This window comes from Streptomyces sp. S.PB5, assembly GCF_030403745.1.
Lineage (GTDB): Bacteria > Actinomycetota > Actinomycetes > Streptomycetales > Streptomycetaceae > Streptomyces.
The window spans coordinates 73,346-96,639 of the sequence record NZ_JAQMWP010000005.1; the positions used below are offsets into that span (position 1 = coordinate 73,346).

The 23,294-nt window shown below is 72.3% G+C and carries 24 protein-coding genes; 11 read left to right on the plus strand and 13 right to left on the minus strand.

Going from position 1 to position 23,294, the window contains the following annotated elements; translation table 11 throughout:
- Nucleotides 1–2 precede the first annotated feature (2 nt).
- The 5 genes from PH203_RS14285 to PH203_RS14305 all read right to left on the minus strand — a co-directional run bounded on the left by PH203_RS14285 (nt 3) and on the right by PH203_RS14305 (nt 4,380).
- Nucleotides 3–821, minus strand: coding sequence for an LPXTG cell wall anchor domain-containing protein (locus PH203_RS14285; protein ID WP_289920301.1), 819 nt, complete (start codon nt 819–821; stop codon nt 3–5).
- A 31-nt stretch (nt 822–852) separates the two neighbouring features.
- Nucleotides 853–1,536 (minus strand): LPXTG cell wall anchor domain-containing protein, encoded by a 684-nt coding sequence (locus PH203_RS14290; protein ID WP_289920302.1) that lies wholly within the window; start codon nt 1,534–1,536, stop codon nt 853–855.
- A 141-nt stretch (nt 1,537–1,677) separates the two neighbouring features.
- Nucleotides 1,678–2,958: a serine--tRNA ligase gene (gene serS / locus PH203_RS14295; protein ID WP_289920303.1), complete on the minus strand. Its 1,281-nt coding sequence runs from the start codon at nt 2,956–2,958 to the stop codon at nt 1,678–1,680.
- Between the two features lie 294 nt (nt 2,959–3,252).
- Nucleotides 3,253–3,768, minus strand: coding sequence for an ATP-binding protein (locus tag PH203_RS14300; protein ID WP_289920304.1), 516 nt, complete (start codon nt 3,766–3,768; stop codon nt 3,253–3,255).
- 234 nt (nt 3,769–4,002) lie between these two features.
- Nucleotides 4,003–4,380: an STAS domain-containing protein gene (locus tag PH203_RS14305; RefSeq protein ID WP_289920305.1), complete on the minus strand. Its 378-nt coding sequence runs from the start codon at nt 4,378–4,380 to the stop codon at nt 4,003–4,005.
- 240 nt (nt 4,381–4,620) lie between these two features.
- Here PH203_RS14305 and PH203_RS14310 point away from each other — a divergent pair, with 240 nt between their 5' ends.
- Entirely contained in the window at nt 4,621–5,553 is a 933-nt protein-coding gene (locus PH203_RS14310) for an RNA polymerase sigma factor SigF (protein ID WP_289920306.1), read from the plus strand.
- A 78-nt stretch (nt 5,554–5,631) separates the two neighbouring features.
- On the opposite strand, the gene hutI is transcribed toward PH203_RS14310, so the two are convergent.
- The 4 genes from hutI to hutU all read right to left on the minus strand — a co-directional run bounded on the left by hutI (nt 5,632) and on the right by hutU (nt 11,262).
- Nucleotides 5,632–6,804: an imidazolonepropionase gene (gene hutI / locus PH203_RS14315; RefSeq protein ID WP_289920307.1), complete on the minus strand. Its 1,173-nt coding sequence runs from the start codon at nt 6,802–6,804 to the stop codon at nt 5,632–5,634.
- A gap of 35 nt (nt 6,805–6,839) precedes the next feature.
- Complete coding sequence (locus tag PH203_RS14320; RefSeq protein ID WP_289920308.1) at nt 6,840–8,186, minus strand: formimidoylglutamate deiminase; 1,347 nt, start codon at nt 8,184–8,186, stop codon at nt 6,840–6,842.
- Nucleotides 8,183–9,397 carry an allantoate amidohydrolase gene (locus PH203_RS14325; RefSeq protein ID WP_289920309.1) on the minus strand — a complete coding sequence of 405 codons (1,215 nt, stop codon included), beginning with the start codon at nt 9,395–9,397 and terminating at the stop codon, nt 8,183–8,185. The genes PH203_RS14320 and PH203_RS14325 overlap by 4 nt, the downstream gene beginning before the upstream one ends.
- 200 nt (nt 9,398–9,597) lie before the next feature.
- The gene (hutU, locus tag PH203_RS14330; RefSeq protein WP_354671244.1) at nt 9,598–11,262 is read right to left on the minus strand and encodes a urocanate hydratase; all 1,665 of its coding nucleotides are present in this window, start codon (nt 11,260–11,262) and stop codon (nt 9,598–9,600) included.
- A 115-nt stretch (nt 11,263–11,377) separates the two neighbouring features.
- On the opposite strand from hutU, the gene PH203_RS14335 reads away from it, so the two are divergent.
- The 5 genes from PH203_RS14335 to PH203_RS14355 all read left to right on the plus strand — a co-directional run bounded on the left by PH203_RS14335 (nt 11,378) and on the right by PH203_RS14355 (nt 15,211).
- A complete protein-coding gene (locus tag PH203_RS14335; protein WP_289920310.1) occupies nt 11,378–12,832 on the plus strand; it encodes a diaminopimelate decarboxylase in 1,455 nt (484 codons plus the stop codon).
- Nucleotides 12,833–13,019: 187 nt separating this feature from the next.
- On the plus strand, nt 13,020–13,406 hold the full coding sequence (locus PH203_RS14340) for a hypothetical protein (protein ID WP_289920311.1): 387 nt from the start codon (nt 13,020–13,022) through the stop codon (nt 13,404–13,406).
- Nucleotides 13,403–14,296, plus strand: a complete 894-nt coding sequence (locus PH203_RS14345) for a transcriptional regulator (RefSeq protein WP_289920312.1) — start codon at nt 13,403–13,405, stop codon at nt 14,294–14,296. The genes PH203_RS14340 and PH203_RS14345 overlap by 4 nt, the downstream gene beginning before the upstream one ends.
- 34 nt (nt 14,297–14,330) lie before the next feature.
- Nucleotides 14,331–14,804: a roadblock/LC7 domain-containing protein gene (locus tag PH203_RS14350; RefSeq protein WP_289920313.1), complete on the plus strand. Its 474-nt coding sequence runs from the start codon at nt 14,331–14,333 to the stop codon at nt 14,802–14,804.
- 32 nt (nt 14,805–14,836) lie between these two features.
- A complete protein-coding gene (locus tag PH203_RS14355) occupies nt 14,837–15,211 on the plus strand; it encodes a hypothetical protein (protein WP_289920314.1) in 375 nt (124 codons plus the stop codon).
- Nucleotides 15,212–15,231: 20 nt separating this feature from the next.
- Here PH203_RS14355 and PH203_RS14360 read toward each other — a convergent pair whose 3' ends face one another.
- From PH203_RS14360 to PH203_RS14370, 3 genes are all read right to left on the minus strand, one after another.
- Nucleotides 15,232–15,816 (minus strand): hypothetical protein, encoded by a 585-nt coding sequence (locus PH203_RS14360; RefSeq protein WP_289920315.1) that lies wholly within the window; start codon nt 15,814–15,816, stop codon nt 15,232–15,234.
- Nucleotides 15,817–15,899: 83 nt separating this feature from the next.
- Nucleotides 15,900–16,748 carry a MurR/RpiR family transcriptional regulator gene (locus PH203_RS14365; protein ID WP_289920709.1) on the minus strand — a complete coding sequence of 283 codons (849 nt, stop codon included), beginning with the start codon at nt 16,746–16,748 and terminating at the stop codon, nt 15,900–15,902.
- A 50-nt stretch (nt 16,749–16,798) separates the two neighbouring features.
- The gene (locus PH203_RS14370) at nt 16,799–18,547 is read right to left on the minus strand and encodes an aromatic amino acid ammonia-lyase (protein ID WP_289920316.1); all 1,749 of its coding nucleotides are present in this window, start codon (nt 18,545–18,547) and stop codon (nt 16,799–16,801) included.
- 141 nt (nt 18,548–18,688) lie between these two features.
- Between PH203_RS14370 and PH203_RS14375 the strand changes: the two genes are divergently transcribed.
- The 5 genes from PH203_RS14375 (at nt 18,689) to PH203_RS14395 (ending at nt 22,520) form a co-directional block, all read left to right on the plus strand.
- Entirely contained in the window at nt 18,689–19,729 is a 1,041-nt protein-coding gene (locus PH203_RS14375; protein WP_289920317.1) for an ATP-binding cassette domain-containing protein, read from the plus strand.
- A complete protein-coding gene (locus PH203_RS14380; RefSeq protein WP_289920318.1) occupies nt 19,726–20,367 on the plus strand; it encodes an ABC transporter permease in 642 nt (213 codons plus the stop codon). Before PH203_RS14375 ends, PH203_RS14380 begins: the two co-directional genes overlap by 4 nt.
- A 1-nt stretch (nt 20,368) precedes the next feature.
- A complete protein-coding gene (locus PH203_RS14385; protein WP_289920319.1) occupies nt 20,369–21,031 on the plus strand; it encodes an ABC transporter permease in 663 nt (220 codons plus the stop codon).
- Nucleotides 21,032–21,048: 17 nt separating this feature from the next.
- The gene (locus tag PH203_RS14390; RefSeq protein WP_289920320.1) at nt 21,049–21,981 is read left to right on the plus strand and encodes an ABC transporter substrate-binding protein; all 933 of its coding nucleotides are present in this window, start codon (nt 21,049–21,051) and stop codon (nt 21,979–21,981) included.
- 104 nt (nt 21,982–22,085) lie between these two features.
- Nucleotides 22,086–22,520, plus strand: a complete 435-nt coding sequence (locus PH203_RS14395) for a hypothetical protein (protein WP_289920710.1) — start codon at nt 22,086–22,088, stop codon at nt 22,518–22,520.
- Between the two features lie 6 nt (nt 22,521–22,526).
- On the opposite strand, the gene PH203_RS14400 is transcribed toward PH203_RS14395, so the two are convergent.
- Nucleotides 22,527–23,291: an SDR family oxidoreductase gene (locus tag PH203_RS14400; RefSeq protein ID WP_289920322.1), complete on the minus strand. Its 765-nt coding sequence runs from the start codon at nt 23,289–23,291 to the stop codon at nt 22,527–22,529.
- Between the last annotated feature and the right edge of the window lie 3 nt (nt 23,292–23,294).

The window sequence follows — 23,294 nt, forward strand, 5'->3', positions numbered from 1 at the left end:
CTTCACGACACCGCTCCCGTCAACTCGACTTCCGTGCACGGAGATTCGGCCGCAGGGGTCTCACGGCGCCTTCGCCGTCGTACGACGAACAGCGCGCCCCCCGCTGCCACCGCCGCCCCCGCGACGCCCGCGCCCCACGGCCCGCTCCCCGTCGTCACGCTCGCGGTGTCCCGCGCCCCGCCCGCCGCCGTCACGGTCAGCCGCACCTCGACGGAGTCCAGGGCGGGGCGGTCCCAGGGCTCGGCGAGTCGCCGGCGCTCCCCGGGCGCGAGTGGGTGCGGCAGGGTGCGCGGGGCGCGGTCGAGGACCCGGCCGAAGAGACCGTCGGCGCGGAGGGCGACGGTGGGTGCGAGAGGGGTCGTACCGCGGTTGACCAGTTCGTAGGTGATCCGGTCGCCGTGGACGGCCAGGTGCTCGACGGTGAGCGCGGCCACGGTGGGGACGGCGGCCCGGAGGTGGAGGTCCACCCGCCGGGTCCGGCCGTCGGCGTCGCGCGCCACGATCTCGGCGGTGCCGTCCGCGTCCGGAGCGGTCACGGTGAACGGGACCTCGGTGCGGGTGCGCGGGGGCAGCCGGACCGAGGCGTCCGCGAAGGTCACGTCGGCGCCCTCGGCCCGCAGCGCGATGTCGACCGGCCGCCGGGTCCGGTTGGTCAGGGCCACCGTGTCCTGGAGCACGCTCCCCGGCTCGCCTTCGGCGTAGAAGGCGGGCCGCCCCTCGCCCGAGGGCGCGACGGACCACCCGTCGGCGGCGGCCGCGGACGGGGTGGCGGTCAGCAGGGTGAGCAGGGCGAGGGCCAGGACAGGGCGGGCGAACGGCATCGGCGGCTCCGTGGGTTGTGCCGTGCGGTGCTTACCGGCGGCGGGCCGCCTGATGCCTGCGCGTCAGCCACAGCGCCCCCGCCGCCCCGGCGAGCAGCACCGTGCCGCCGAGGGTCCCGAGGGCGATCGCCGAGTCCTCGGGGCCGGTCTGCGGAAGCGACGCACCGGAGTCGGACCCGCTCTGCGTGCCGCTGCCGGCCCCGCCCGCCGCCGTCACGTCGAGGCTGAGCGAGGGGCCGGGACTGTTGGTCGGCGTGCAGGTCGTGGTCGTACCGAGCGCCTTGATCGTGAGCACCCCGGCGGTGAAGGTGACCTTCCCGGACTTCCTGGGGGTGTACGTACCGCTCAAGTCATTGATCTTTATGGGGGTGTTGGCCGGTACCACCGCCTGGTTCGCGGGGCCCGACACATTCAGCGTGCCGCTGTCCGCCCCGCCCAGCTCGATGACCGCGCTCGGGTTCATCGATCCCTTGCCGAGATCGACCGGGCTGGAGGAGACGCCCTTCTGCCACGACATGGTGATCTTGTAGCCGCTGCCGCTCTTGACGCCCTTGATGTCGATGGGCGAGACCGCGCTCTTGTCACCGATCGGCGTCTTGCACTGGTACTTGACGTCGACGACTTCGGCATGGGCGGCGGGGGCGGCCATCAGCACCGCCGAGCCGGCCAGGGCCGCGGCGGACGCGAGCGCGGCGGTTCGATTCCGGTACAACACGGTTCCGCTCCCTCTTGGTCGGTTCCTGACGGCACATCAGATCGGCCGTCAAGGTACGCCCGGGGTCGCGAGGAGGGAAGACAAGGTGCGCGCCGGAGTTGTGACGATCCGGCGCGCACGAAAGAAGGTTCGAGTGGAGGACTAACCCCGGGTAACCCGAGGGCGCAGGAACTCGGGGGCTCCCCAGCGCCTCAGCACCGCCGGTACTTCCACCGTCCCGTCGGCCCGCTGGCACTGCTCCAGGATCGCGGGCAGCAGCCGGCTGGTGGCGAGGCCCGAGGCGTTGAGGGTGTGGACGTACGCCGTCCTGCCGCCCCCTCGCGGCCGGTACCGGATGCCGCCGCGCCGGGCCTGGTACTCCCGGGCGTTCGACACCGAGCTGACCTCGGCGTAGGCCTTGAGGCTCGGCAGCCACACCTCGACGTCATAAGTCCTGGCCTGGGCGGGGCTGATGTCCCCGGCGGCGAGCTCGGTGACCCGGTGGTGCAGCCCCATCCCGGCGACCAACTCCGCGGCGCACTCCAGGAGTTCCCGGTGGGCCGCGTCCGAGTCCTCGGGGCGGGTGAACTGGAACAGCTCGACCTTGTTGAACTGGTGGCCGCGCAGCGTCCCCCGCTCGGCCGTGCGGTAGCCGCCGCGCTCCTTGCGGTAACAGGGCGTGTAGGCCACGTACTTGAGGGGCAGCTCGGCCTCGTCGAGGGTCTCGTCGCGGTGCAGGTTCACCAGGGCCGTCTCGGCGGTGGGCAGCAGGAAGTGGCCGTCGTCCGTGCGGAAGACCTCGTCGGCGAACTTCGGGAACTGCCCCGCCGTGTAACCGGCTTCGCGGGTGAGCAGGTGCGGCGGCAGGACGAACTCGTAGCCCGCGCGGCGGTGGGTGTCGAGGAAGTGGTTGAGCAGCGCCCATTCCAGGGCGGCCCCCTCGCCGCGGTAGACCCAGTAGCCGCTGCCCGCGAGGCGGGTGCCACGCCGGTGGTCGATCAGGCCCAGGTCCTCGCTGAGCCGGACATGGTCCCTGGGTGCGAAGCCCTCGAAGCCGGGCGGGGTTCCGGTGACCCGTACGACCCGGTTGTGCTCCTTGCCGCCGGCGGCCACGTCGTCGTCCGGGAGGTTGGGGAGGGCGTCGAGGAAGTCCTGGTGCTCGCGGGCCAGCCGGGCGAGCTCCGCCTCGGCGGCGGTGAGCCGGCCGGTCAGGTCCTTGGCCTCGGCCCGGAGCCCGGCCGCGGGCTCGCCCGCCCGGTGGCGTACGGCGATGTCGGCCGAGATGCGGCGCCGCTCGCCGCGCAGCCGCTCCACGGCGGTACGGGCCTCGCGGAACGCGGCGTCCAGGGCGAGGAAGGCCGGGATGTCGGCGTCCACGGCCCGCTTGCGCAGCGCGTCGCGGACCCGGTCGGGATGGGTGCGGATGAGGGTGACGTCGAGCATGGTGCACGCTCCGTCCGGTTGTGCCGGAACGGCAGGGGCCGCCCCGGGGTGGGTCCCTCGGGGCGTGGGCGAGAGGGTGCTCGCGGTGCCACCACGCCTTCACCGTCGTACGGCCGGGTCGGTGCGACCGGTACGGCGGTCTCGTTGCGGCCCGGTGACGGGGGCCGGCCGGCGGGGCATTTCCTCCCCGCACTCGGGAGTGGATTCGCACCGGGCCTGGCGGGTCCGGGCTACTTGTCTCCGTCAGCGCGTTGCGGACGAGGGTAGAGCGAGGGCCCGGCCGGCGGAAGCGAATTACGCCGGAGCGCCCAGCTCCGCCCACACCGTCTTGCCCGAGGCCCCGGGGGTGCGGACGACTCCCCAGTCAAGGCAGAGGCGCTGGACGATGAACATGCCGTGGCCGCCGGGGCGGCCCGCGCGGTGCGGGGTGCGGGGGGCCGGCTGGCCGGTGCCCCTGTCGGAGACCTCGATGCGGATCACCTTGCGGTCGCAGGCGATCCACAGCGCGTCCGGGCCCTCGGCGTGCAGACAGGCGTTGGTGACCAGCTCGGAGACGACGAGCAGCACGTCCTCGGCGGCGGCCCGCTGGTCGGCGGTGGCGGCGGGCAGCCAGCCCCAGGCGTAGAGGGCCTGGCGGGCGAAGTCCCGGGCCAGCGGTACGACGCCGCTCTCGCCGTCGAAGCTCAGCCTGCGCACCTGTGGGCTCGCCGACGACTCGGACGGCACGGCCGCACCCCCTTCGGACGCCCCGGAAGCGCCGTCGGCCTCCGGGCCGCGGTCGCCCGGCGAGAAAGGCCGGGTGCTGCTCATCAGCGCTTCACCTCACCGATTCACCAGTTCACGATTCAATAGTCAGGATTCAGTACGTGGCTCGACGGCGGAACCGTCGCCTCGTCCGCCGCCTTTTCAGGATGTCTCCTGCCCGACCGAACCGGCAGAACACCCCCAGTTTCAGCACACGTCCCCCGGCGTGGAAACAGGACACGTGCGGCGCCCCGGCCGCTGAAGCGCGTCCGGGGCGTCACGGCCCGGCAGGGGCCGGGCTCAGCCGGTCTCGTCGGCGAGCGCCGCATCGAGCGTGTCATGGACGGTGAAGACCGCATCGGCACCGGTGATCTCGAAGACGCGCGCCACCACGGGCAGCATCCCCGCGAGATGCACCCCGCCACCGGCGGCCTCCGCCTTCAGCCGTGCGCCGAGCAGCACGTTGAGCCCGGTGGAGTCGCAGAACTCCAGACGCGAGCAGTCCACCACCAGCCGGCTGAAGCCCTCGTCGAGGCAGGCCTCGAGTGGCTCACGCAACAGATCGGCGGTGTGGTGATCCAACTCACCCGCCGGAGTCACGACGGCGCTGGCGCCCTCTTTCCGCACCTCGACCAGAAGCCGGCCAGACTGTGCGCTGCCGACCGTCCCGCGGTCCATGCCGCCTCTCTCTCCCGACGTCGTGGCTGCCTCTGACGCCCACGAACACTACGCCTTCCCTCCACGCTCTGACACCTGAACAAGTGCACACAAACGGACATATCCGCACAGAACGCACTTGCGGCGGGGTCGGGAAAGCGGGTAGGGCTAGTAGGGACACGTACTCGACACGGCCGGCTTTGGAGGCGCCGCACACCGCAGTGCACGCAAATGGCTTCGGCAGCCCATATGCCGAGAACGATGGAGGACATCATGTCACCCCGGCTCGACGCATCGCATACCCACAAGGCGACGTCGACATCCCCCCCGGAACATCTGGATCCCATCGAGCAGATCGAACCGGTCTCGCAGGACTCGCAGGCCGACCTGCTTGCCGGACTTCCGGAGATCCCCCCGTACGACGAGGTGGGGCCGGTGGACGCGCGGGCCCTGTCCAAGACCCTCTTCGCACGACTGGAGTCACTGGAAGAAGGCACGCACGAATACTCGTACGTCCGCAACACGCTCGTCGAACTCAACCTGGCCCTGGTCAAGTTCGCCGCCTCCCGCTTCCGCTCCCGCAGCGAGCCGATGGAGGACATCATCCAGGTCGGCACGATCGGCCTGATCAAGGCGATCGACCGCTTCGAACTCTCCCGCGGCGTCGAGTTCCCCACTTTCGCGATGCCCACCATCGTCGGTGAGATCAAGCGCTTCTTCCGCGACACGTCGTGGTCGGTGCGCGTGCCCCGCCGGCTCCAGGAACTCCGCCTCGACCTGGCCAAGGCGGGCGACGAACTCGCCCAGCAGCTCGACCGTGCCCCGACGGTCGGCGAGCTCGCGGAACGCCTCGGCCTCACGAAGGACGAGGTCGTCGAGGGCATGGCGGCGTCGAACGCCTACACCGCCTCCTCCCTGGACGCCCAGCCCGAGGAGGACGACGCCGAGGGCGCCCTGGCCGACCGCATCGGCTACGAGGACCACGGCATCGAGGGCATCGAGTACGTCGAGTCCCTCAAGCCCCTCATCGCCCAGCTCCCCTCCCGCGACCGCAGGATCCTCTCCCTGCGCTTCGTGGCGGGGCTGACGCAGTCGGAGATCGGGGACGAGCTCGGCATCTCGCAGATGCATGTGTCGCGGCTGCTGTCGCGGACACTGGTGCGGCTGCGGAAAGGGCTGACCGTCGAGGAGTGAGCGAGCGAGGACTGCCCGAGGAGTGGGCGGGGAGTGAGCGGGGAGTGACCTCGCCGTCCTGAGCGCGGGGCGGGCCGGTCAGACCTCGCGCACGCCCCGTCGCCACACCCCGGCGACCAGGGGCACACCCGGCCGGTAGGCCAGGTGCACATGGCTCGGGGCGTCGAGAAGGGTCAGGTCCGCGCGGGCGCCCGGTGCGAGGCGGCCGATGTCGTCGCGCCGCAGGGCCGCCGCGCCGCCCGCCGTGGCCGACCAGACCGCCTCGTCCGGGGTCATGCCCATGTCGCGCACGGCGAGGGCGATGCAGAACGGGACGGACGAGGTGAAGGACGAGCCCGGGTTGCAGTCCGTCGAGAGGGCCACGGTGACGCCCGCGTCCAGGAGACGGCGGGCGTTCGGCCACTGCGCGCGCGTGGAGAACTCGGCGCCGGGCAGGAGCGTGGCGACGGTGTCGCCGTTCGCCAGGGCGTCCACGTCGGCATCCGTGAGGTGGGTGCAGTGGTCGGCGCTGGCGGCGTCGAGTTCGACCGCCAGCTGGACGCCGGGGCCGTAGGAGAGCTGGTTGGCGTGGATGCGGGGGTGCAGGCCCTTCGCCTTGCCCGCCGTGAGGATCGCGCGCGCCTGGTCGCCGTCGAAGGCGCCCTTCTCGCAGAAGACGTCGATCCAACGGGCGTACGGGGCACAGGCGTCGAGCATCTCGCCGGTGACGAGGTCGACATAGCCGGCCGGGTCCTCGGCGTAGTCGGGCGAGACGATGTGGGCGCCGAGGTAGGTGACCTCGTCGGTGTGGGCGGCGGCGATGCGCAGGGCACGGGACTCGTCGTGCGTGGTCAGGCCGTAGCCGGACTTCGTCTCGAAGGTCGTCGTGCCCTGGCGGAGGGCCTCGGTGAGATAGCGGGTGAGGTTCGCCTCGAGTTCGGCGTCGGTCGCGGCCCGGGTCGCCGCGACCGTCGTACGGATACCGCCCGCGCTGTAGGCCCGCCCGGACATCCGGGCGTTGAACTCCTGCGTCCGGTCGCCCGCGAAGACGAGGTGGGAGTGGGAGTCCACGAAGCCGGGGAGCACCGCCCGGCCGCCGGCGTCGACCCGGTTGTCAGTGGCGGGTGCTTTGCTTGATTCACCGGTCCACGCGATGCGGTCGCCGTCGATGACGACGGCCGCGTCCTGGATCAGGCCGAGGGGGGAGTTGTCACCGAGGGAGGGGTCGTTGGTGACCAGCGTGGCGATGTTGGTGATGACAGTGCTGCTCATCGTGTCCTCGTGGGTGGCCGGTGCGGGGGGCTTCGTCAGGCGCGCAGGTCGGCGATCGCCCGCGCGAGGGCTTGGGGCACATCCGGTACGAGGGCATGGGCCCCGTCGCGCACGACGTGCCGTCCGCCCACGATCGTGTGCCGTACGTCGGCGGCGGTCGCCGCGAATACGGCGGTCTCGGCGCCCAGCCTGGGCAGCGGGCCCGCTGTCCTGACCGAGTCGAGCGCGACCGTCGTCAGGTCGGCGAGCGCGCCGGGCTCGATGGTGCCCGCCTCGTCCCAGCCGAGCGCCGCGTGGCCGTCGGCCGACGCCGCCCGCAGCAGGGCCGCCGCCGTCCAGTGACCGCGGGTACGGGTGCGCAGGCGCTCGTCGAGCTCCATCGCGCGGGCCTCTTCGAGCAGGTCGATGACGGCGTGGCTGTCGGAGCCGAGGGAGAGCGGGGAGCCGGCTTTCTGGAGGGCGACGGCCGGTCCGATGCCGTCGGCGAGGTCCCGCTCGGTGGTCGGGCACATGCAGGTGCCGGTGCCGGAGCCGCCGATGAGGGCGATGTCCTCGTCGGTGAGGTGGGTGTTGTGGACGCCGGTGGTACGGCGGCCGAGGACGCCGTGCTCGGCGAGCAGCTGGGTGGGGGTGCAGCCGTGGGCCTCGCGGCAGGCGTCGTTCTCCGCCGTCTGCTCGGAGAGGTGGACGTGGAGGGGGGCGCTGCGTTCCTCCGCCCACCGGGCCACGGTCGCCAGCTGGTCGGCGGGTACGGCCCGCACGGAGTGGATGGCGGCCCCGATCCGCGCGTGATCCCGATCCTTGAGAACTGAACAGCGTTCTGCCCAGGCGTCCGCGCTGCCGTCGGAGAAGCGGAGCTGGTGGGTGTTGGGGGCCTGTCCGAAGCCGGAGGAGAGGTAGGCGGTGTCGAGGAGGGTGATGCGGACACCGGCGTCGGCGGCGGCCGCGAGGAGGGCCTCGCCCATGGCGTTGGGGTCGGCGTAGGGGGTGCCGCCGGGGGCGTGGTGGACGTAGTGGAACTCGCCGACCGCGGTGATGCCGGCCAGCGCCATCTCGGCGTACACCGCGCGGGCGAGCGCGTGGTAGGTCTCCGGGGTCAGCCGGTCCGCGAAGGAGTACATGACCTCGCGCCAGGTCCAGAAGGTGCCGGAGCCGACCTGGACGGTGCCGCGCAGGGCGCGGTGGAAGGCGTGCGAGTGGGCGTTGGCGAGACCGGGGAGGGTGAGACCGCGCAGGATCTCGGCGCCCGGGGGCGGGGCGGGTGTGTCCGTGCGGACGGCGGTGATGCGGCCGTCACTGGTGTCGAGGGCGACGCCCGGCTCGACGTGGGTGTCGAGCCAGGCGTGCTCCAGCCAGTACGTCCGCGGGTGGGGGTGGGTCACCTGCAGGCCAGCCCTTCCAGTGCGTCGGCGAGTGCGAGTACCCCGGCCACGCAGTCGTCCTCGGCGGCGAACTCGGCCGGGGAGTGCGAGACACCCGTGGGGTTGCGTACGAACAGCATGGCGGTCGGGATGTGCCCGGAGAGGATCCCGGCGTCGTGTCCGGCGCCGGTGCCGAGGACGGGCACCTTGAGGGCGGTGTCCGCGTCGCTGTCCCTGCCGAGGATGCGGGCGAGTTCGTCGCGCAGGGCGTGGTCGAACTCCACGACGGGCGTGAACGACTCCCGGACCACGTCGAGGTCGATGCCGTGGGCGCCCGCGTACTCACGGGCGGCCTTCTCGATGCCGCCGACGACGGTGTCGAGGGTGGCCTGGTCCTCGGCGCGGGAGTCGAGCCAGCCGCGCACGAGGGACGGGATGGCGTTGACGCCGTTCGGCTCGACGGAGATCTTGCCGAACGTGGCCACGGCACCGGCGAGTTCGGCCTCGCGGCGGGCGGCGAGCACGGTCTCGGCGTACGACAGCATCGGGTCCCGCCGGTCCACGAGCCGCGTCGTCCCCGCGTGGTTCGCCTCCCCCCGGAAGTCGAACCGCCACCGTCCGTGCGGCCAGATGGCACTGGCGAGCCCGACCCGGTCGCCGGACAGGTCCAGCGCCCGCCCCTGTTCGACGTGCAGCTCGACGAAGGCGCCGATACGGGCGAGCCGCTCGGGGTCGGCGCCGATGGCGTCGGGGTCGTACCCGGCGGCCTCCATGGCCTTGGGGAGGGTGACCCCGTCCCCGTCGGTGAGCCGGTGCGCCTGCTCGACGGTGAGCTGCCCGGAGGTGAGCCGGGACCCGACGCAGGCGAGCCCGAACCGGGCGCCCTCCTCGTCGCCGAAGTTCACGATGGCGAGGGGCCTGGTGAACACGGCCTGCCGGGCCCGCAGTTCATCGAGCGCGGCGAAGGAGGACACGACCCCGAGGGGCCCGTCGAAGGCGCCGCCGTCGGGCACGGAGTCGAGATGGGACCCGGTGACGACGGCGTCCCCGGCGGAGGGATCCCCGAGCCAGGCCCACTGATTCCCGTTCCGGTCCACCTCGTGGACCAGCCCACGAGCTTCGGCCTGCTCCTTGAACCAGTCCCGGCACTCGGCATCGGCACCGGTCCAGGCGTAGCGACGGTAGCCGTGGGAGTCGGAGTGACGACCGATGGGACGAAGCTCGGCCCACATGGCATGAAAGGAAGCTCCGCCTTGGCGGCCGGCCCCAGGCTGCCGGCCGCCGTCAGTCGGTACAGGTTGTGGGCAGTCGTTCCGCAGGGCGATGGGGGTCCCCCCGCTCGAACGAAGTTGAGAGTGGGGGAGGGTGGGCACAGCCGGAGCCGCGCCCGGCGACGAGGCCCCCGCCCCCACCGAGGAGTTGCCGCTCTCCGTCACGCGTCGTCACCTTCACGCATCGGCACCCGCACACCCCGCTCGTCCGCCACCGACTCCGCGATGTCGTACCCCGCGTCCACGTGCCGGATGACACCCATGCCGGGGTCGTTCGTCAGCACCCGGCGGACCTTCTCGCCCGCGAGCTTCGTGCCGTCGGCCACGCTCACCTGCCCGGCGTGGATGGACCGCCCCATGCCGACGCCACCGCCGTGGTGCAGGGAGACCCAGGACGCACCGGAGGCGACGTTCACCATCGCGTTCAGCAGCGGCCAGTCCGCGATCGCGTCGGAGCCGTCGAGCATGGCCTCGGTCTCGCGGTAGGGGGAGGCGACGGAACCGCAGTCGAGGTGGTCGCGGCCGATCGCCAGCGGTGCCGCGAGCTCACCGCTCGCCACCATGTCGTTGAACCGCTCGCCGGCCTTGTCCCGCTCGCCGTAGCCGAGCCAGCAGATACGGGCGGGCAGGCCCTGGAAGTGGACCCGCTCACCGGCCATCTTGATCCAGCGGGCGAGGGACTCGTTCTCGGGGAAGAGCTCCAGGATCGCCTTGTCGGTCTTGGCGATGTCGGAGGCCTCACCGGAGAGGGCCGCCCAGCGGAAGGGGCCCTTGCCCTCGCAGAACAGCGGGCGGATGTAGGCGGGGACGAAGCCGGGGAAGGCGAACGCCCGGTCGTACCCGGCGAGCTGGGCCTCGCCGCGGATCGAGTTGCCGTAGTCGAAGACCTCGGCGCCGGCGTCCATGAAGCCGACCATGGCCTCGACGTGCCTGGCCATCGACTCGCGGGCGCGCTGCGTGAAGCCCGCCGGGTCCTTCGCCGCCGCGTCCGCCATGTCCTCGAAGGCGAGGCCGGTCGGCAGGTACGCCAGCGGGTCGTGGGCGGAGGTCTGGTCGGTGACGATGTCGATGGGGGCGCCCATGGACAGCAGCTGCGGCACGAGGTCCGCCGCGTTGCCGAGGACGCCGATCGACAGCGGGCGGCGGGCGTCGCGCGCCTCGACCGCCAGCTGCAGGGCGTGGTCCAGGCTGTCGGCCTTGACGTCCAGGTACCGGTGCTCGATGCGGCGCTCGATCGCGCGGGGGTCGCAGTCGATGCAGATCGCGACACCGTCGTTCATGGTGACGGCGAGCGGCTGGGCGCCGCCCATGCCGCCGAGCCCGGCGGTGAGGGTGATCGTGCCCGCCAGCGTCCCGCCGAACTTCTTCGCGGCGACCGCGGAGAACGTCTCGTAGGTGCCCTGGAGGATGCCCTGGGTGCCGATGTAGATCCAGGAGCCGGCCGTCATCTGGCCGTACATGGTGAGGCCGAGGGCCTCAAGGCGCCGGAACTCCTCCCAGTTGGCCCAGTCGCCGACGAGGTTGGAGTTGGCGATGAGGACGCGCGGGGCCCACTCGTGGGTCTGCATGACACCCACCGGGCGGCCCGACTGGACCAGCATCGTCTCGTCCTGCTTGAGCGTGCGCAGGGTGCGGACCATCGCGTCGAAGGAGCGCCAGTCGCGGGCGGCCTTGCCGGTGCCGCCGTAGACGACGAGCTTGTCGGGGTGTTCGGCGACCTCGGGGTCGAGGTTGTTCTGCAGCATCCGCAGGGCGGCTTCCTGCTGCCATCCCAGGGCACTCAGTTCCGTACCGCGCGGCGCTCGGACGGGGCGGGGTCCTGACATGGTCTGCCTCCTAGCGGATTGTTGCTGCTGTTATTCACATCCTGGCTTTCTGAATAGACCTAGTCAATAGGGCGGTCCCGCACCATGAGACGGGAACCGGTGTTTGGCTGGATGTATGGGCGCAGACAACGACCTGACGGGGGACGGCATGGACAACGGCGACCAGGACATCGAGGGCACGGAGGACACCGACGGCATGGAGGGCACCGGGGGCGGCGACCACAGCGGTGCGGCGCGCGTGGTGCGGCGGGACGAGGCCGTGCGGGCCGCGGTGGAGCAGGGGCTGCTGGGGCCGGACTCCCCCATCGTCGGCCTTCTCGACGTGACCGGCATCCGGGAGTCGGCCGCGCAGCTGCGGGCGGCGTTCGACGCGGTCACCGCACCCGGGACCCCGGTGCTGCACGCCTTCGCGGTGAAGGCGACCCCGCTGGTGCCGGTGCTGCGGCTGCTGCGGGAGGCCGGGATCGGCGCGGAGGTGGCGAGCCCGGGCGAGCTGGCGCTGGCGCGGGCGGCGGGGGTGCGCCCGGAGCGGACCGTGCTGGACTCGCCCGCGAAGACGCCCGCCGAGCTGCGGGAGGCGCTGGCGCTCGGGATCGCGGTCAACGCCGACAATCCGCAGGAGCTGGCACGCATCGACGGTCTGATACGGTCCGCCGCGAGCCGCTCACCCATCGGAATCCGGGTCAATCCACAGGTCGGCGGGGGTTCCATCGGGGCCACGTCGACCGCGACGGCCACCTCGAAGTTCGGCGTGGCGCTGCGGGACGAGGGCGCCCGGGAGTGGATCGTGCGCGCCTGTGCGGAGCGCCCCTGGCTCACCCGGCTGCACGCGCACACCGGCTCGCAGGGCATCCCGCTGTCGCTGATGGCGCAGGGGGTCGCGGAGACGTACGCGCTCGCCGAGGAGATCAACCGGCATCTCGGGCGGCGGCAGATCGACACGCTCGACATCGGCGGCGGGCTGCCGGTGAACTTCGGCTCGGACGCGACGTCGCCGACGTACGCGCAGTACGCGCGGTTGCTGAGCGAGGCGGTGCCGGGGCTGTTCGACGGGCGGTACGGGCTGGTGACGGAGTTCGGGCGGTCGCTGCTGGCCAAGCACGGGACGGTCGTGGCGCGGGTGGAGTACGCCAAGAGCGCGGGCGGGCGGCCGGTGGCGGTGACGCACGCGGGCGTCCAGGTGGCGACGCGGACGGTGTACGTGCCGGGGTCGTGGCCGCTGCGGATCGCGGCGTACGACGCGAAGGGGCGGCCCAAGGAGGGGCCCGAGGTGGTGCAGGACATCGCGGGGCCGGCCTGTTTCGCGGGCGACCTGCTGGCCGAGGGGCGGGCGCTGCCGCTGCTGGAACAGGGGGACTACGCGGCGGCGCTGGACACGGGGGCGTACTACTTCGCGCACCACTACGCGTACAACTCGCTGGCCCGGCCGGGTATTTACGGGTTCGCGCCGAGCGGCGACGGTGGCACCGGAGGCGGGGTCGCCTTCGCGACCGTGCGGACGCCGCAGACGCTCGACGAGATCGTGGCCGAATCGGGAGGGGCGCACGCGTCCGCGCTCACCACCCTGTAGGCAACCGCGCGCCGTTGACGCACGCCGGTGGACATGTGGGTCAACTGTTCCGAAAACGAGCTCAGTTGACCCACCTTAGTCACCTGGCGCATGTTCCACCGGAAAATGCCAGAATCCTCACCCCTCACGCACACCCTGCGTAGTTTCGGCGTCACTCAGCCGAACCCCAGGCGGGAGGGGAACCGCGGTGCCCGGAATCGACGAGTGCCTGCTCGAAGTCATGCAACTGCCCGGTGCCCGGGGCGCCGCGCTCGTCGACTGGACGAGCGGACTGGCCCTGGGCACCGCGGGCGAGTCGCCGGGCGGCGACCATGAGACGGCCGCGGCGGAGGCGGCCGAACTGGCCCGGCTGGCCGCGGAGCACCGGGCGTTCGCCCCGGACGACGATGTCACCGACCCGCCCGTCGAGGACGTGATCATCAGCAACCGGGACAGCTACCACGTCCTGCGCTTCGTACGGACGTCCTTCGACAGCAGTGTGTTCCTGCATCTGTGGCTGGCCCGCGTGGACGGAAATCTCGCGCTGGCCCGGATCCGGCTCGGCGATCTGACCGGACGGCTGGTGCTCGGATGACAGCGGTGAGGACCACGCCACCGCCCCGGCTGCCGGTACGGGACAAGGCGGAGGCCCGCGCACGGGCCTGGGGCGGCGTCTCGCCGATGCTGACCCGGCTCGCCGCCGAGCGGGCCACCGGTGTCCTCGTCCGGGAGCGCGGCACCCTGCATCTCGCCGAGGGCCGGGTGGTGCACGCCGAGAGTCCCCTGGCGCCGGACCTCGGCGTGCTCCTCACGACCCACGGCACGCTGGCGGAGCACGACTGGCGGCAGGCGGCCGACGAGGCCGAGGGCGCCCCCGGCGCCGCCCTGCTGCTGGCCGGGCGCGGCCGGCTCACCCGGGGCGCGCTGGAGCTCGCGCATGCCGAGGCGCTGTACGACGCCGCCTACTTCGCCCTGGCACCGAGCAGCAGCCCGGGCCGGTTCCGGTACGCGGTCCCCGGCCGGCTGGGCGCGGTGCGCACGGTCACCGTCGCCGCCCTGGAGCACGAGACACTGCGCCGCCGCGACCTGCTGCACCGCATCTGGCCCGACCCGGCGACCGACGAGGCCCGGCTGCTGCGCGCAGACACCGTCGCCTCCCCCGGCCTCACCGCCCGGCAGCGGGCGGTGCTGCACCTGGTGGACGGCGTGCGCACGGCGTCGGACATCGCCCACGAACTGGGCCGCCCCACGTTCCACACCCTCGTGGACGTACGGCGGCTGGCGGCGGCCGGGGTCCTGCTCCGCGGGGCACCGGCGGCCAGGGCCGTGCCGCGCGGCACCCTGCCGACCCGGCCCGCACCGCCCACCGCCGAGGGCGGCGCCCGGGGCCGTACCGCCCGCCCCTCCGATGCGGCCGTGCCCGAGGTCGCCGATCCCGACATCACGTTGCTGAAGAGGCTCAGGGATGCGCTGGAGTCCCTTTGAGCGACAGCGGGCACGCGCCGAGAGGAGAGACCTGATGGCGGCCGAACCCGAGATCCTGGACGAGCTGCGCCGGTTGAGGAGCCGCGTGCCGCACCTGACCGGTGCCCTGGCGGCGAGCGTGGACGGCCTCGTCATCGCCCAGGACACCCCGGGCGTCGAGCCCGAGGGCATGGCCGCCCTGACCGCGGCCGCGCTCGGCGTCGCCGTCCGGCTGGCGGACTCCACCGGTCAGGGCGACTTCCGCGAGCTGCTGGTGCGCGGGGCGTACGGCTATGTGTCGACGTACACGGCGGGCCGTAGCGCCGTGCTCACCCTGCTCGCCCAGGACGGCGTGAGCGTCGGACGGCTCCATCTGGAGGGCCGCCGCGCGGGCACCCGCATCGGGGAGATCGTCGACGCCCGGCCGCCCGACGAGGCCCCCGCGAAGCCGGCCAGAACCCCCACCGCACGGACCAGAACGGCGCGCACCCCACGTACGACCAACGCGCGCACATCCACGGAAAGTTGAAACCGACAGACCCGAAAGAGGGGCATACCGTCATGGCCAACACCGACACCTGTCTGAAGGAAGCGCTCGCCTCCATCGAGGGCGCGACCGGCGTCGCGCTCGTCGACTACACCAGCGGCATGGCGCTCGGCACGATGGGCGGCAGCAAGGGCTTCGACCTGAATGTCGCGGCCGCAGGCAACACCGATGTGGTCCGCGCCAAGATGCGCACGATGGAGCATCTGGGGCTCAAGGGCCAGATCGAGGACATCCTGATCACCCTGTCCGACGCGTACCACCTGATCCGGCTGATCAGCGGTCGCGGCGGCAACGGCCTCTTCCTCTACCTGGTGCTCGACGCCAAGCGCGCGAACCTGGCGATGGCCCGCCACCAGCTGAAGAAGATCGAGGAGGACCTGGAGGTCTGACGCCCGCGGAGGGCGCCTCCTCAGACCAGTGCCGCGGTGCGGCGGCGCGCCCCGCCCGGGGCCGCGTCGCCCGCCGCGACACCGGTGCCGCGGTAGGCCTTGACCGGCTTGCCGGCCGGGCGTCCGCCGCGCGCGTCGAGCCAGTCGACCCGCACCCACAGCAGAGCGTCCCCGTCCCGCTCGCGCCGCCCGAGCCACGCGGCCTTCAGCCGCAGTCCGGCGCCGGTCCCGGCGAGCAGCGCTCCGCCCGCCACGGGGACGGCGAAGTTGGCGGCAAGGGCCGCCAGCCAGGCGAGCAGCAGCCACCAGCGGTGCCCGTGCCGCCAGTTCCGCACGGTCACGGCACGGTCCTGGAGCACATCGTGCTTGCCGGCACGGGCGGTACCGCGCGCGAGGTCGGTGTAGCGCCTGCGGCGGCGGTACGCCACGACCGCCGCGGCGATGATGAACAGCGCCGCCCCGGCCATGACCCCGATCCGGCGCCCGGTCAGCCCCGGTACCAGCACCCCGACCCCGGCCGCGAACACCCCGGCCCACCACAAGGGTGCGGCTCCGGCGCGTACGACCACGGCAACCCGAGCCAGTCCCTGCCCTCCGCGTGCCACGTTCGCCTCCTCGTCGTCCTGGCACAGTCCTGTTGGCCGGGCAGATTAACGAGCGAACGTGAGACGAGGCTGAGAAAACCGGTCTACTCGACGAAAAGACCCCGCGCCGCCGCCTTCGCGTCGAACTCCTCCAGGCGGGCCTGCGCGTCCGGCAGGTCGTCGCACATGGCTTCGAGCAGCACCCGCCCGAGCAGCATCGGCGCACACGCGGTGTCGAAGGCGAGCCCGGTGCCCACGGCCGCCGGCAGCAGCAGGTCCGACACCTTGGCGACCGGCGCGAAAGCGGAGTCGGCGACGGTCACGACGGTCAGCCCGGCCCCCTTGGCGTACCCGAGGGTGTCGACGACCTCACGGGGATGCCGGGGCAGCGCGAAGCACAGCAGCGTCGAGGCACCCGCCCGTACGGCGGCGTCGATCCGGTCGTGGATCATCGTGCCGCCCTCGTTGAGGAGCCGGACGTCCGGATGGACCTTGGCGGCGAAGTACGCGAAGCCGTACGCCTGCGAGGCCGCCGCCCTCAGGCCCAGCACCGGCAGCGGGCGCGAGGCCGCGAGGAGCCGCCCGGCCTTCTGCACGGGCCGCGGGTCGGCGAGCAGTTCGGCGAGGTGCCTGAGGTTCTCGATCTCGGCCTCGACGGCCTGCTGGTACTCGTTGTACGACGCCGAGGCCGCCGTCTGTTCGGCGGGCGCGACCTCGCGCAGGTGCTTGCGCAGGGCGGGGTAGCCGTCGAAGCCGAGGGCGACCGCGAAGCGGGTCACGGAGGGCTGGCTGACCCCGGCGAGTTCGGCGAGCTCCACGCTGGACAGGAACGGCACGTCGGCCGCCCGCCGCACCATGCTGTGCGCGATGCGCCGCTGGGTGGGCGTGAGCCGGTGCCCCTCGAAGAGCGCCTGCAGCCGGGCGGCCGGGCTGTCGGCCGGGGCCGGGCCCATGGCCGTGACCGCGTCCGTGGTCGCGCCCTGCTCCACCGTCTCCTCCGCGCTCATCGCTCGCTCCCCCTCCAGATGTCCGTGAACCGGTCCAACAGTGTGGCCGCCTTCGTCACGTCCTCCGTGAGCGGCCGGTCGGCCTGGTCCTCGTCGAGCACCGCATAGGCGAGCTCCAGCGCGCGGCCCACCGGAAGGTCCGGATCGGGGCCGTGGTCCCGCTGGCGCAGCGCCCGTACGGCGGCGACGAGTTCGCAGCCCACGACCAGACGGTACGCACCGCACGCGCGCAGTGTCTGACGTGCGGCGAGCGAGGCGAAACTGGCCTGTTCCTCGACGCCTCGGGAGAGTACAGCGTGCCCGAGCGACGCGGGTGCCGAGAAGGCCCGCAGATCACCGAGGGCGGCCCCGGCGGCGTACTCCAGGATCATCACGCCGGAGGAGGCGGGTTCGTGGTCGGCGAGGAAGGGGCGCAGACGGGTGTAGGCGGGCTCGTTGAGGGTGGAGAGCCGGGACGTCGACAGCCGGGCGACCTGGGTGAGGGCCAGCCTGAAGTGGTCCAGGGCGAGGGCGAGTTGGGCCTGGTAGAAGCCGCCGTGGTGGTAGGCGGCCATGTCCTCGGGGGCGATGAGGGGATTCTCGGCGGCCGCGTTGATCTCGATCGCGACGACCTCCTCCAGGGCGTCGGCCGCGTCATGGGCGGGCCCGTGGATCTGCGGCAGGCACCGGAAACCGTACGGGTCCTGGATCCGCCCGAGCGGCGGCGTGGGCCGCTCATCGGCGCCGATCAACTCCCGCATCCGCCGGGCGACTTCGGCCGAACCCCGGTGCGGCCGGGCGGCGTGCACGGGAGCGGCGTACGCCTCGTGCGAGCCGTCCACAGCGAGAAGCGACAGCGCCCCGACGACCTGGGTGGCCTCCAGCAGCCCACGCAGCTCATGGAGGGCGAGAGCGGCCTGCCCGAGGGTGAGCGCGTTGCTGCTGATGAAGGCGAGGGCGTCGTTGTTGTCGAGGGGCTGAGGCTCGGGGGCACCTACGACACGCCGGCCTACGGCACCCGCGCCGACACCACCCGCGCTGACGGCCCCCCGACCGGCGGCCCCTGCGCCGTCGGCATCCGCACCGAGGGTTCCCGCGCCCGCCGCACCCGCAATCACGACACCCCGGCCGACGGCATCCGCGCCGGCGGCTCCCCGGTCCGCGGCACCCGCGCCGCCCGCGCCCGCCGCGCCCCCCGCGCCCGCGCCCGACCCCCCGCCCGCCTCGCCGTCCCGCCAGGGATGCTCCCCCGCCAGCGCCAGCCCCGCCTGGGCCAGCGCCGCGATGTCCCCGGTGCCCACGGACCCGAACTCGTTGACGACCGGGTACGCCCCGCTCTCCAGCGCCTCGCAGAGCGCGGTGACGACGGTGGGACGGAGTCCCGCCCCGCCCGCGAGGAGCTGGTTCGCCCGTACGGCGAGCATCGCGCGTACCTGCCTCGCCGGCAGCTCCGCCCCGATCGCCCCGGCGTGACTGCGCAGCAGCCGCAGCCCGTGCTCGGCCGCCGCCTCCGTCGGCACGGACTCGTTCCGGTTGGCGCCGACACCGGTCGAGCGGCCGTACACGCGGCCCGTCGCGGCGATCTGCCGGGCGGCGTCCCAGGACTCGGTCACGCGCTTCATCGCGTCGCTTCCGGGGACCGGACGGGCGGTGCCGTCGGCGAGGCGTACGACGTCCGCGACCCCGAGTCCGATCCCGTCCAGGACGACCAGGCCGGTGTGTGTCAGCGGCACGGAGTCCGGCGTGTCCACAATCCGAGACGACATAAGGCGCAAACTCCCATCAAACCGGACACTCGATCTTGCCTGTCGGTCATCCGTTACTTCGGATTAACACCAACCCGTTGACAAACTATTCAGCTAAAGAGAACTCTGCATGACGTTATACAGCCGGGCAAGGGACATCTCATGATCCAGTTCGACGCGGTCCACAAGCGCTTCCCCAACGGCACGACTGCAGTCCACGACCTCACCCTCGACATGCCGGAAGGCGGCGTCACGGTCCTCGTCGGATCTTCCGGTTGTGGCAAGACGACCACCCTCAGGATGATCAACCGAATGGTCGAGCCGACCTCCGGCACCATCAAGGTCGCCGGCCGGGACGTCACCCGGCAGGACGCCGCCGAGCTCCGCCGCTCCATCGGTTACGTCATCCAGCAGGCGGGCCTCTTCCCGCACCGCACGGTGCTCGACAACATCGCCACCGTGCCGCTCCTCCTCGGCCACGGCCGCCGCAAGGCGCGCGCCCGGGCCGCCGAGCTCCTGGAGACCGTCGGCCTCGCACCGGACGCCGGACGCCGCTACCCCCACCAGCTCTCCGGCGGCCAGCAGCAGCGCGTGGGCGTCGCGCGCGCCCTCGCCGCCGACCCGCCGGTGCTGCTCATGGACGAGCCGTTCGGCGCGGTCGACCCGGTCGTCCGCAGCCAGCTCCAGGACGAACTCCTCCGACTCCAGAAGGAGTTGGGCAAGACCATCGTCTTCGTCACCCACGACATCGACGAAGCCGTCCGGCTCGGTGACCGCATCGCCGTCTTCCGCACCGGCGGCCACCTCGTCCAGTGCGCCTCCCCGGCCGAACTCCTCGCCCGCCCCGCCGACGACTTCGTCGCCGACTTCCTCGGCGCCGAGCGCGGTCTGAAGCTGCTCTCGCTGAAGACCCTCGCCGGGGTCCCGCAGGGCCCGGCACCGGAGAACGGCACCTGGAGCCTCGTGCTCGACGAAGCGGGCAAGCCGCTGCACTGGCGTTCGGCGGACGCCGTCGAACTCCCCGTGCGGCCGCTGACCGACGGCGATTCCCTGCTGTCGGCGCTCAACGAGTCGATCGCCTCCCCCACCGGCCTGATAGCCCGCGTCGACGCGGCGGGCGTCCTCACCGGCGTCTCCTCCCGCGACGACATCCACACCCACGCGGGCCAGGCCCACACCGATGCCAGGGCGGTGGCCGCATGACCGTCGACTGGTCGTGGATCGGCGACCACACCGACGACCTCACCACCCTCACGCTCTCCCACCTCCAAGCCGCCCTCACCGCGGTCTTCTTCGGCGTACTGATCTCGCTGCCCCTCGCGGTGATCGCCCACCGGATCCGCCCCCTGCGCGGCTTCCTGCTCGGCGTCTCGAACGTCCTGTTCACCATCCCGTCGATCGCGATCTTCGTGCTCCTGCTGCCGGTCAGCGGTCTGACCCGCACCACGACCGTCATCGGCCTGACCGTCTACACGCTGGTCGTGCTGCTCAGGAACACCGTCGAGGGCCTCGACTCGGTCCCCGCGAAGACCAAGGAGGCGGCGAAGGCGATGGGCACGCGCCCGCTGCGGACGCTGCTCACCGTCGAGTTCCCGCTCGCGCTCCCCGTGATCATGGCGGGCGTACGGATCGCGACCGTCATGTCCATCTCGCTGGTCTCGGTGGCCACCTACATCGGCGACGGCGGCCTCGGCCAGCTCTTCACCGACGGCTTCCAGCGCAACTTCCCCACCCCGGTGATCGTCGGCGTGGTCCTCACGATCCTCCTCGCGGTGGTCGCGGACGCAGCTCTGGTCGCCGTCCAGTACGTCCTGACCCCGTGGCGGCGGAGGCGAGCCTGACATGTACGAACTCTTCAAGAACCTCGGCGACTGGCTGACCAGCGGCGCCAGCTGGACCGGCTCCGACGGGATCGCCCACCGCCTCGCCGAGCACCTCCAGTACTCGCTCCTCGCGACCCTGATCGCGGCCGCGATCGGCCTCCCGATCGGCCTGCTCATCGGCCACACCGGCAAGGGCGCGTTCGTCGCCATCAACCTCGCGTCCTTCGGCCGCGCACTGCCGACCGTCGGCCTGGTCGTCCTCGTCTTCCTGGCCGGCGGACTGTCGATGCTGCCGGTGTACGTCGCCCTGGTCGCCCTCGCGGTCCCGGCGATCGTCACCAACACCTACGCCGGCATGACGGCGGTCGACCCCGAGGTGAAGGACGCGGCCCGGGGGCAGGGCATGCGCGGCCACCAGGTCCTGTTCCAGGTCGAGCTGCCGCTCGCGCTCCCCCTGATCATGACCGGCCTGCGGCTCGCGCTCATCCAGGTCGTCGCCACGGCGACCATCGCCGCGTACGTCTCCTTCGGCGGCCTCGGCCGCTACGTCTTCGACGGTCTGGCCCAGCGCGACCTCGTGCAGGTGCTCGGCGGCGCGGTGCTGGTCGCCGTGATCGCCGTGGTCCTGGACCTCGCCCTGTCCGGCCTCCAGCGCTTCCTCTTCCGACACCGCACCGCGTAGGGACCCCTTCGATGCAGATGAACCGACGCACTCTCCTCGGCGGCCTGTTCGCGGCCGCCGCCGTCCCCGCCCTCTCCGCCTGCGCGAGCGGCATCACCTCCCTCGACAGCGAGGGCACGGCCGGCGGTGGAGGCGGCTCCAGCAAGGACGGAGTCACCATCGGCACCGCCAACTTCACCGAGAACCAGGTGCTGGGCTACCTCTACGCCGCCGTCCTGGAGGCAGCCGGCGTGAAGGTGAAGGTCCGCCCCAACCTCGGCACCCGCGAGATCGTTTTCCCCGCCCTCAAGGGCGGCGACATCGACCTCCTGCCCGAGTACCAGGGCGCCCTCCTGCACTACCTCGACCCCAAGGCGACGGCCACGGAGGAGGGCGAGATGCAGAACGCCATCACCGTCGCCCTCCCCGCCGGGCTCCAGGTGCTGCCGTACGGCATGGCCGAGGACTCCGACGCCTTCGTCGTCACCCGGGAGACCGCGAAGAAGTACGGCCTGACCTCCCTCGCCGACCTGAGGAAGCAGAACGGCAAGCTGGTCATCGGCGCGGCACCGGAGGTGAAGAAGCGCCAGGTGGGCGTGATCGGCCTCAAGGACGTGTACGGCGTGGAGTTCAAGGAGTTCAAGTCCCTCGACTCCTCGGGCCCCCTGGTCAAGGGCGCCCTGAAGAAGGGCGACGTGGACGTGGCGAACCTCTTCACCACGGACACCGACATCCAGGCCAACGACTGGGTGGTGCTGTCGGACCCCGAGAACCTCATCCCCGGCCAGCACGTCGTCCCCCTCATCGCCGACCGCAAGGCCGACTCCACCGTCCGTAAGGCCCTGGCCCGCCTCGGCAACATCCTCACCACGGCCCAGCTCACCGAGCTCAACCGCCAGGTGGACAAGGACAAGAAGGACCCGGAGGACGTGGCGAACGCGTACGCGAAGCAGCACGGGCTGGCGAAATGAGCCGTCGATGATCTGGGACCTCCCTGGGACCCCCAGCAAGGACAGGGGGGATATCCCCAGTGCGGCCGGCGCCGTCGCTCCCTAACTTTGACTGCATGAGTGGAATGGACGCGCGGGACGCCGACCTCAAGAAGGAACTCGATGCCACCCTGCAGGCCCGCAGGGAACTGGGCGAGGAGTACGAGTCCGCGCTGGTCGACTCGTTCCTGGAGAAGGTCGATCAGCGCATCGACGGCGCGGTGGAGCGCCGGGTGCGCCGGCAGATGGCCGAACAGCAGATGGTGGTGGCCCGGGGCACCCGGGGCGCCTCCAAGCCCACGGACTCCTGGGGGGAGCGCTTCGGCTTCGGCATCGTCTCCCTGGTCCTCGCGATCCCGCTGTCGGCGATCGGCGGCGGGGTGGCGCACCTCCCGGGCCTGCTGGTGGCCTGGGCGGGCATCGTGGGAGTGAACGCCTTCCAGGCCGCCCGCACCAACCCCGAGCTGTTCCGCGGCCGCCGGCACCGCAAGTCCGACCAGAACAGCGAGTGGGAGGACTGACCGGGGTCACGCCTGCCGGGTCGGCAGCACCATGATCTGACGCAGGTTGACGTGCCGGGGGCGGCTGGTGACGTAGGCGACGACGTCGGCGACCTCCGCCGCGGACAGCGTGCCCAACGCGTCGATCATCCCGCCGACCTGCTCGCGCAGACCGTCGTTGTCGATGTGCGAGACGAGTTCGCTCTCCGTCAGCCCCGGCTCGATGTTGGTGACCCGCACGTCGTGCGGCCCGAACTCGCCCCGCAGCAGCGCCGAGAGGTGGGTGACCGCGGCCTTCGTCGCCCCGTACACGGCGTAGTTGGTGAAGCCGGTGATGTGCGCGCCGATGGACGAGACGTTCACCAGGTCCGCGCTGCGGCCCCGCGCGGCCGCGTCCGTCAGGTCCTTGGCGAAGGCGCCGATGACGCGCAGGACGCCGGTGACATTGGTGTCGATCATCCGCTGCCACTCGTCGACGCGGGCGTCCTCGATCGGGTTGGGCAGCATGACGCCGGCGTTGTTGACGACCAGGTCGACGCTCCCGTACGCCTCATGGATCCGCTCCACGGCGGCGTCCACCAAGGCCCCGTCGGTCACGTCGGCGACCACGGCCAGGGCCTGCCCGCCGTCCGCCCGGATCTTCCCGACGACGGCCTCCAGCCGCTCCGCCCGCCGCGCCAGCAGAGCGACCTTCGCGCCCTTCGCGGCCAGCTCGACCGCGACGGCCTCGCCGATCCCGCTCGCGGCACCGGTGACGACAGCGGTACGGCCGGCCAGATTCTCGTACGACATTGC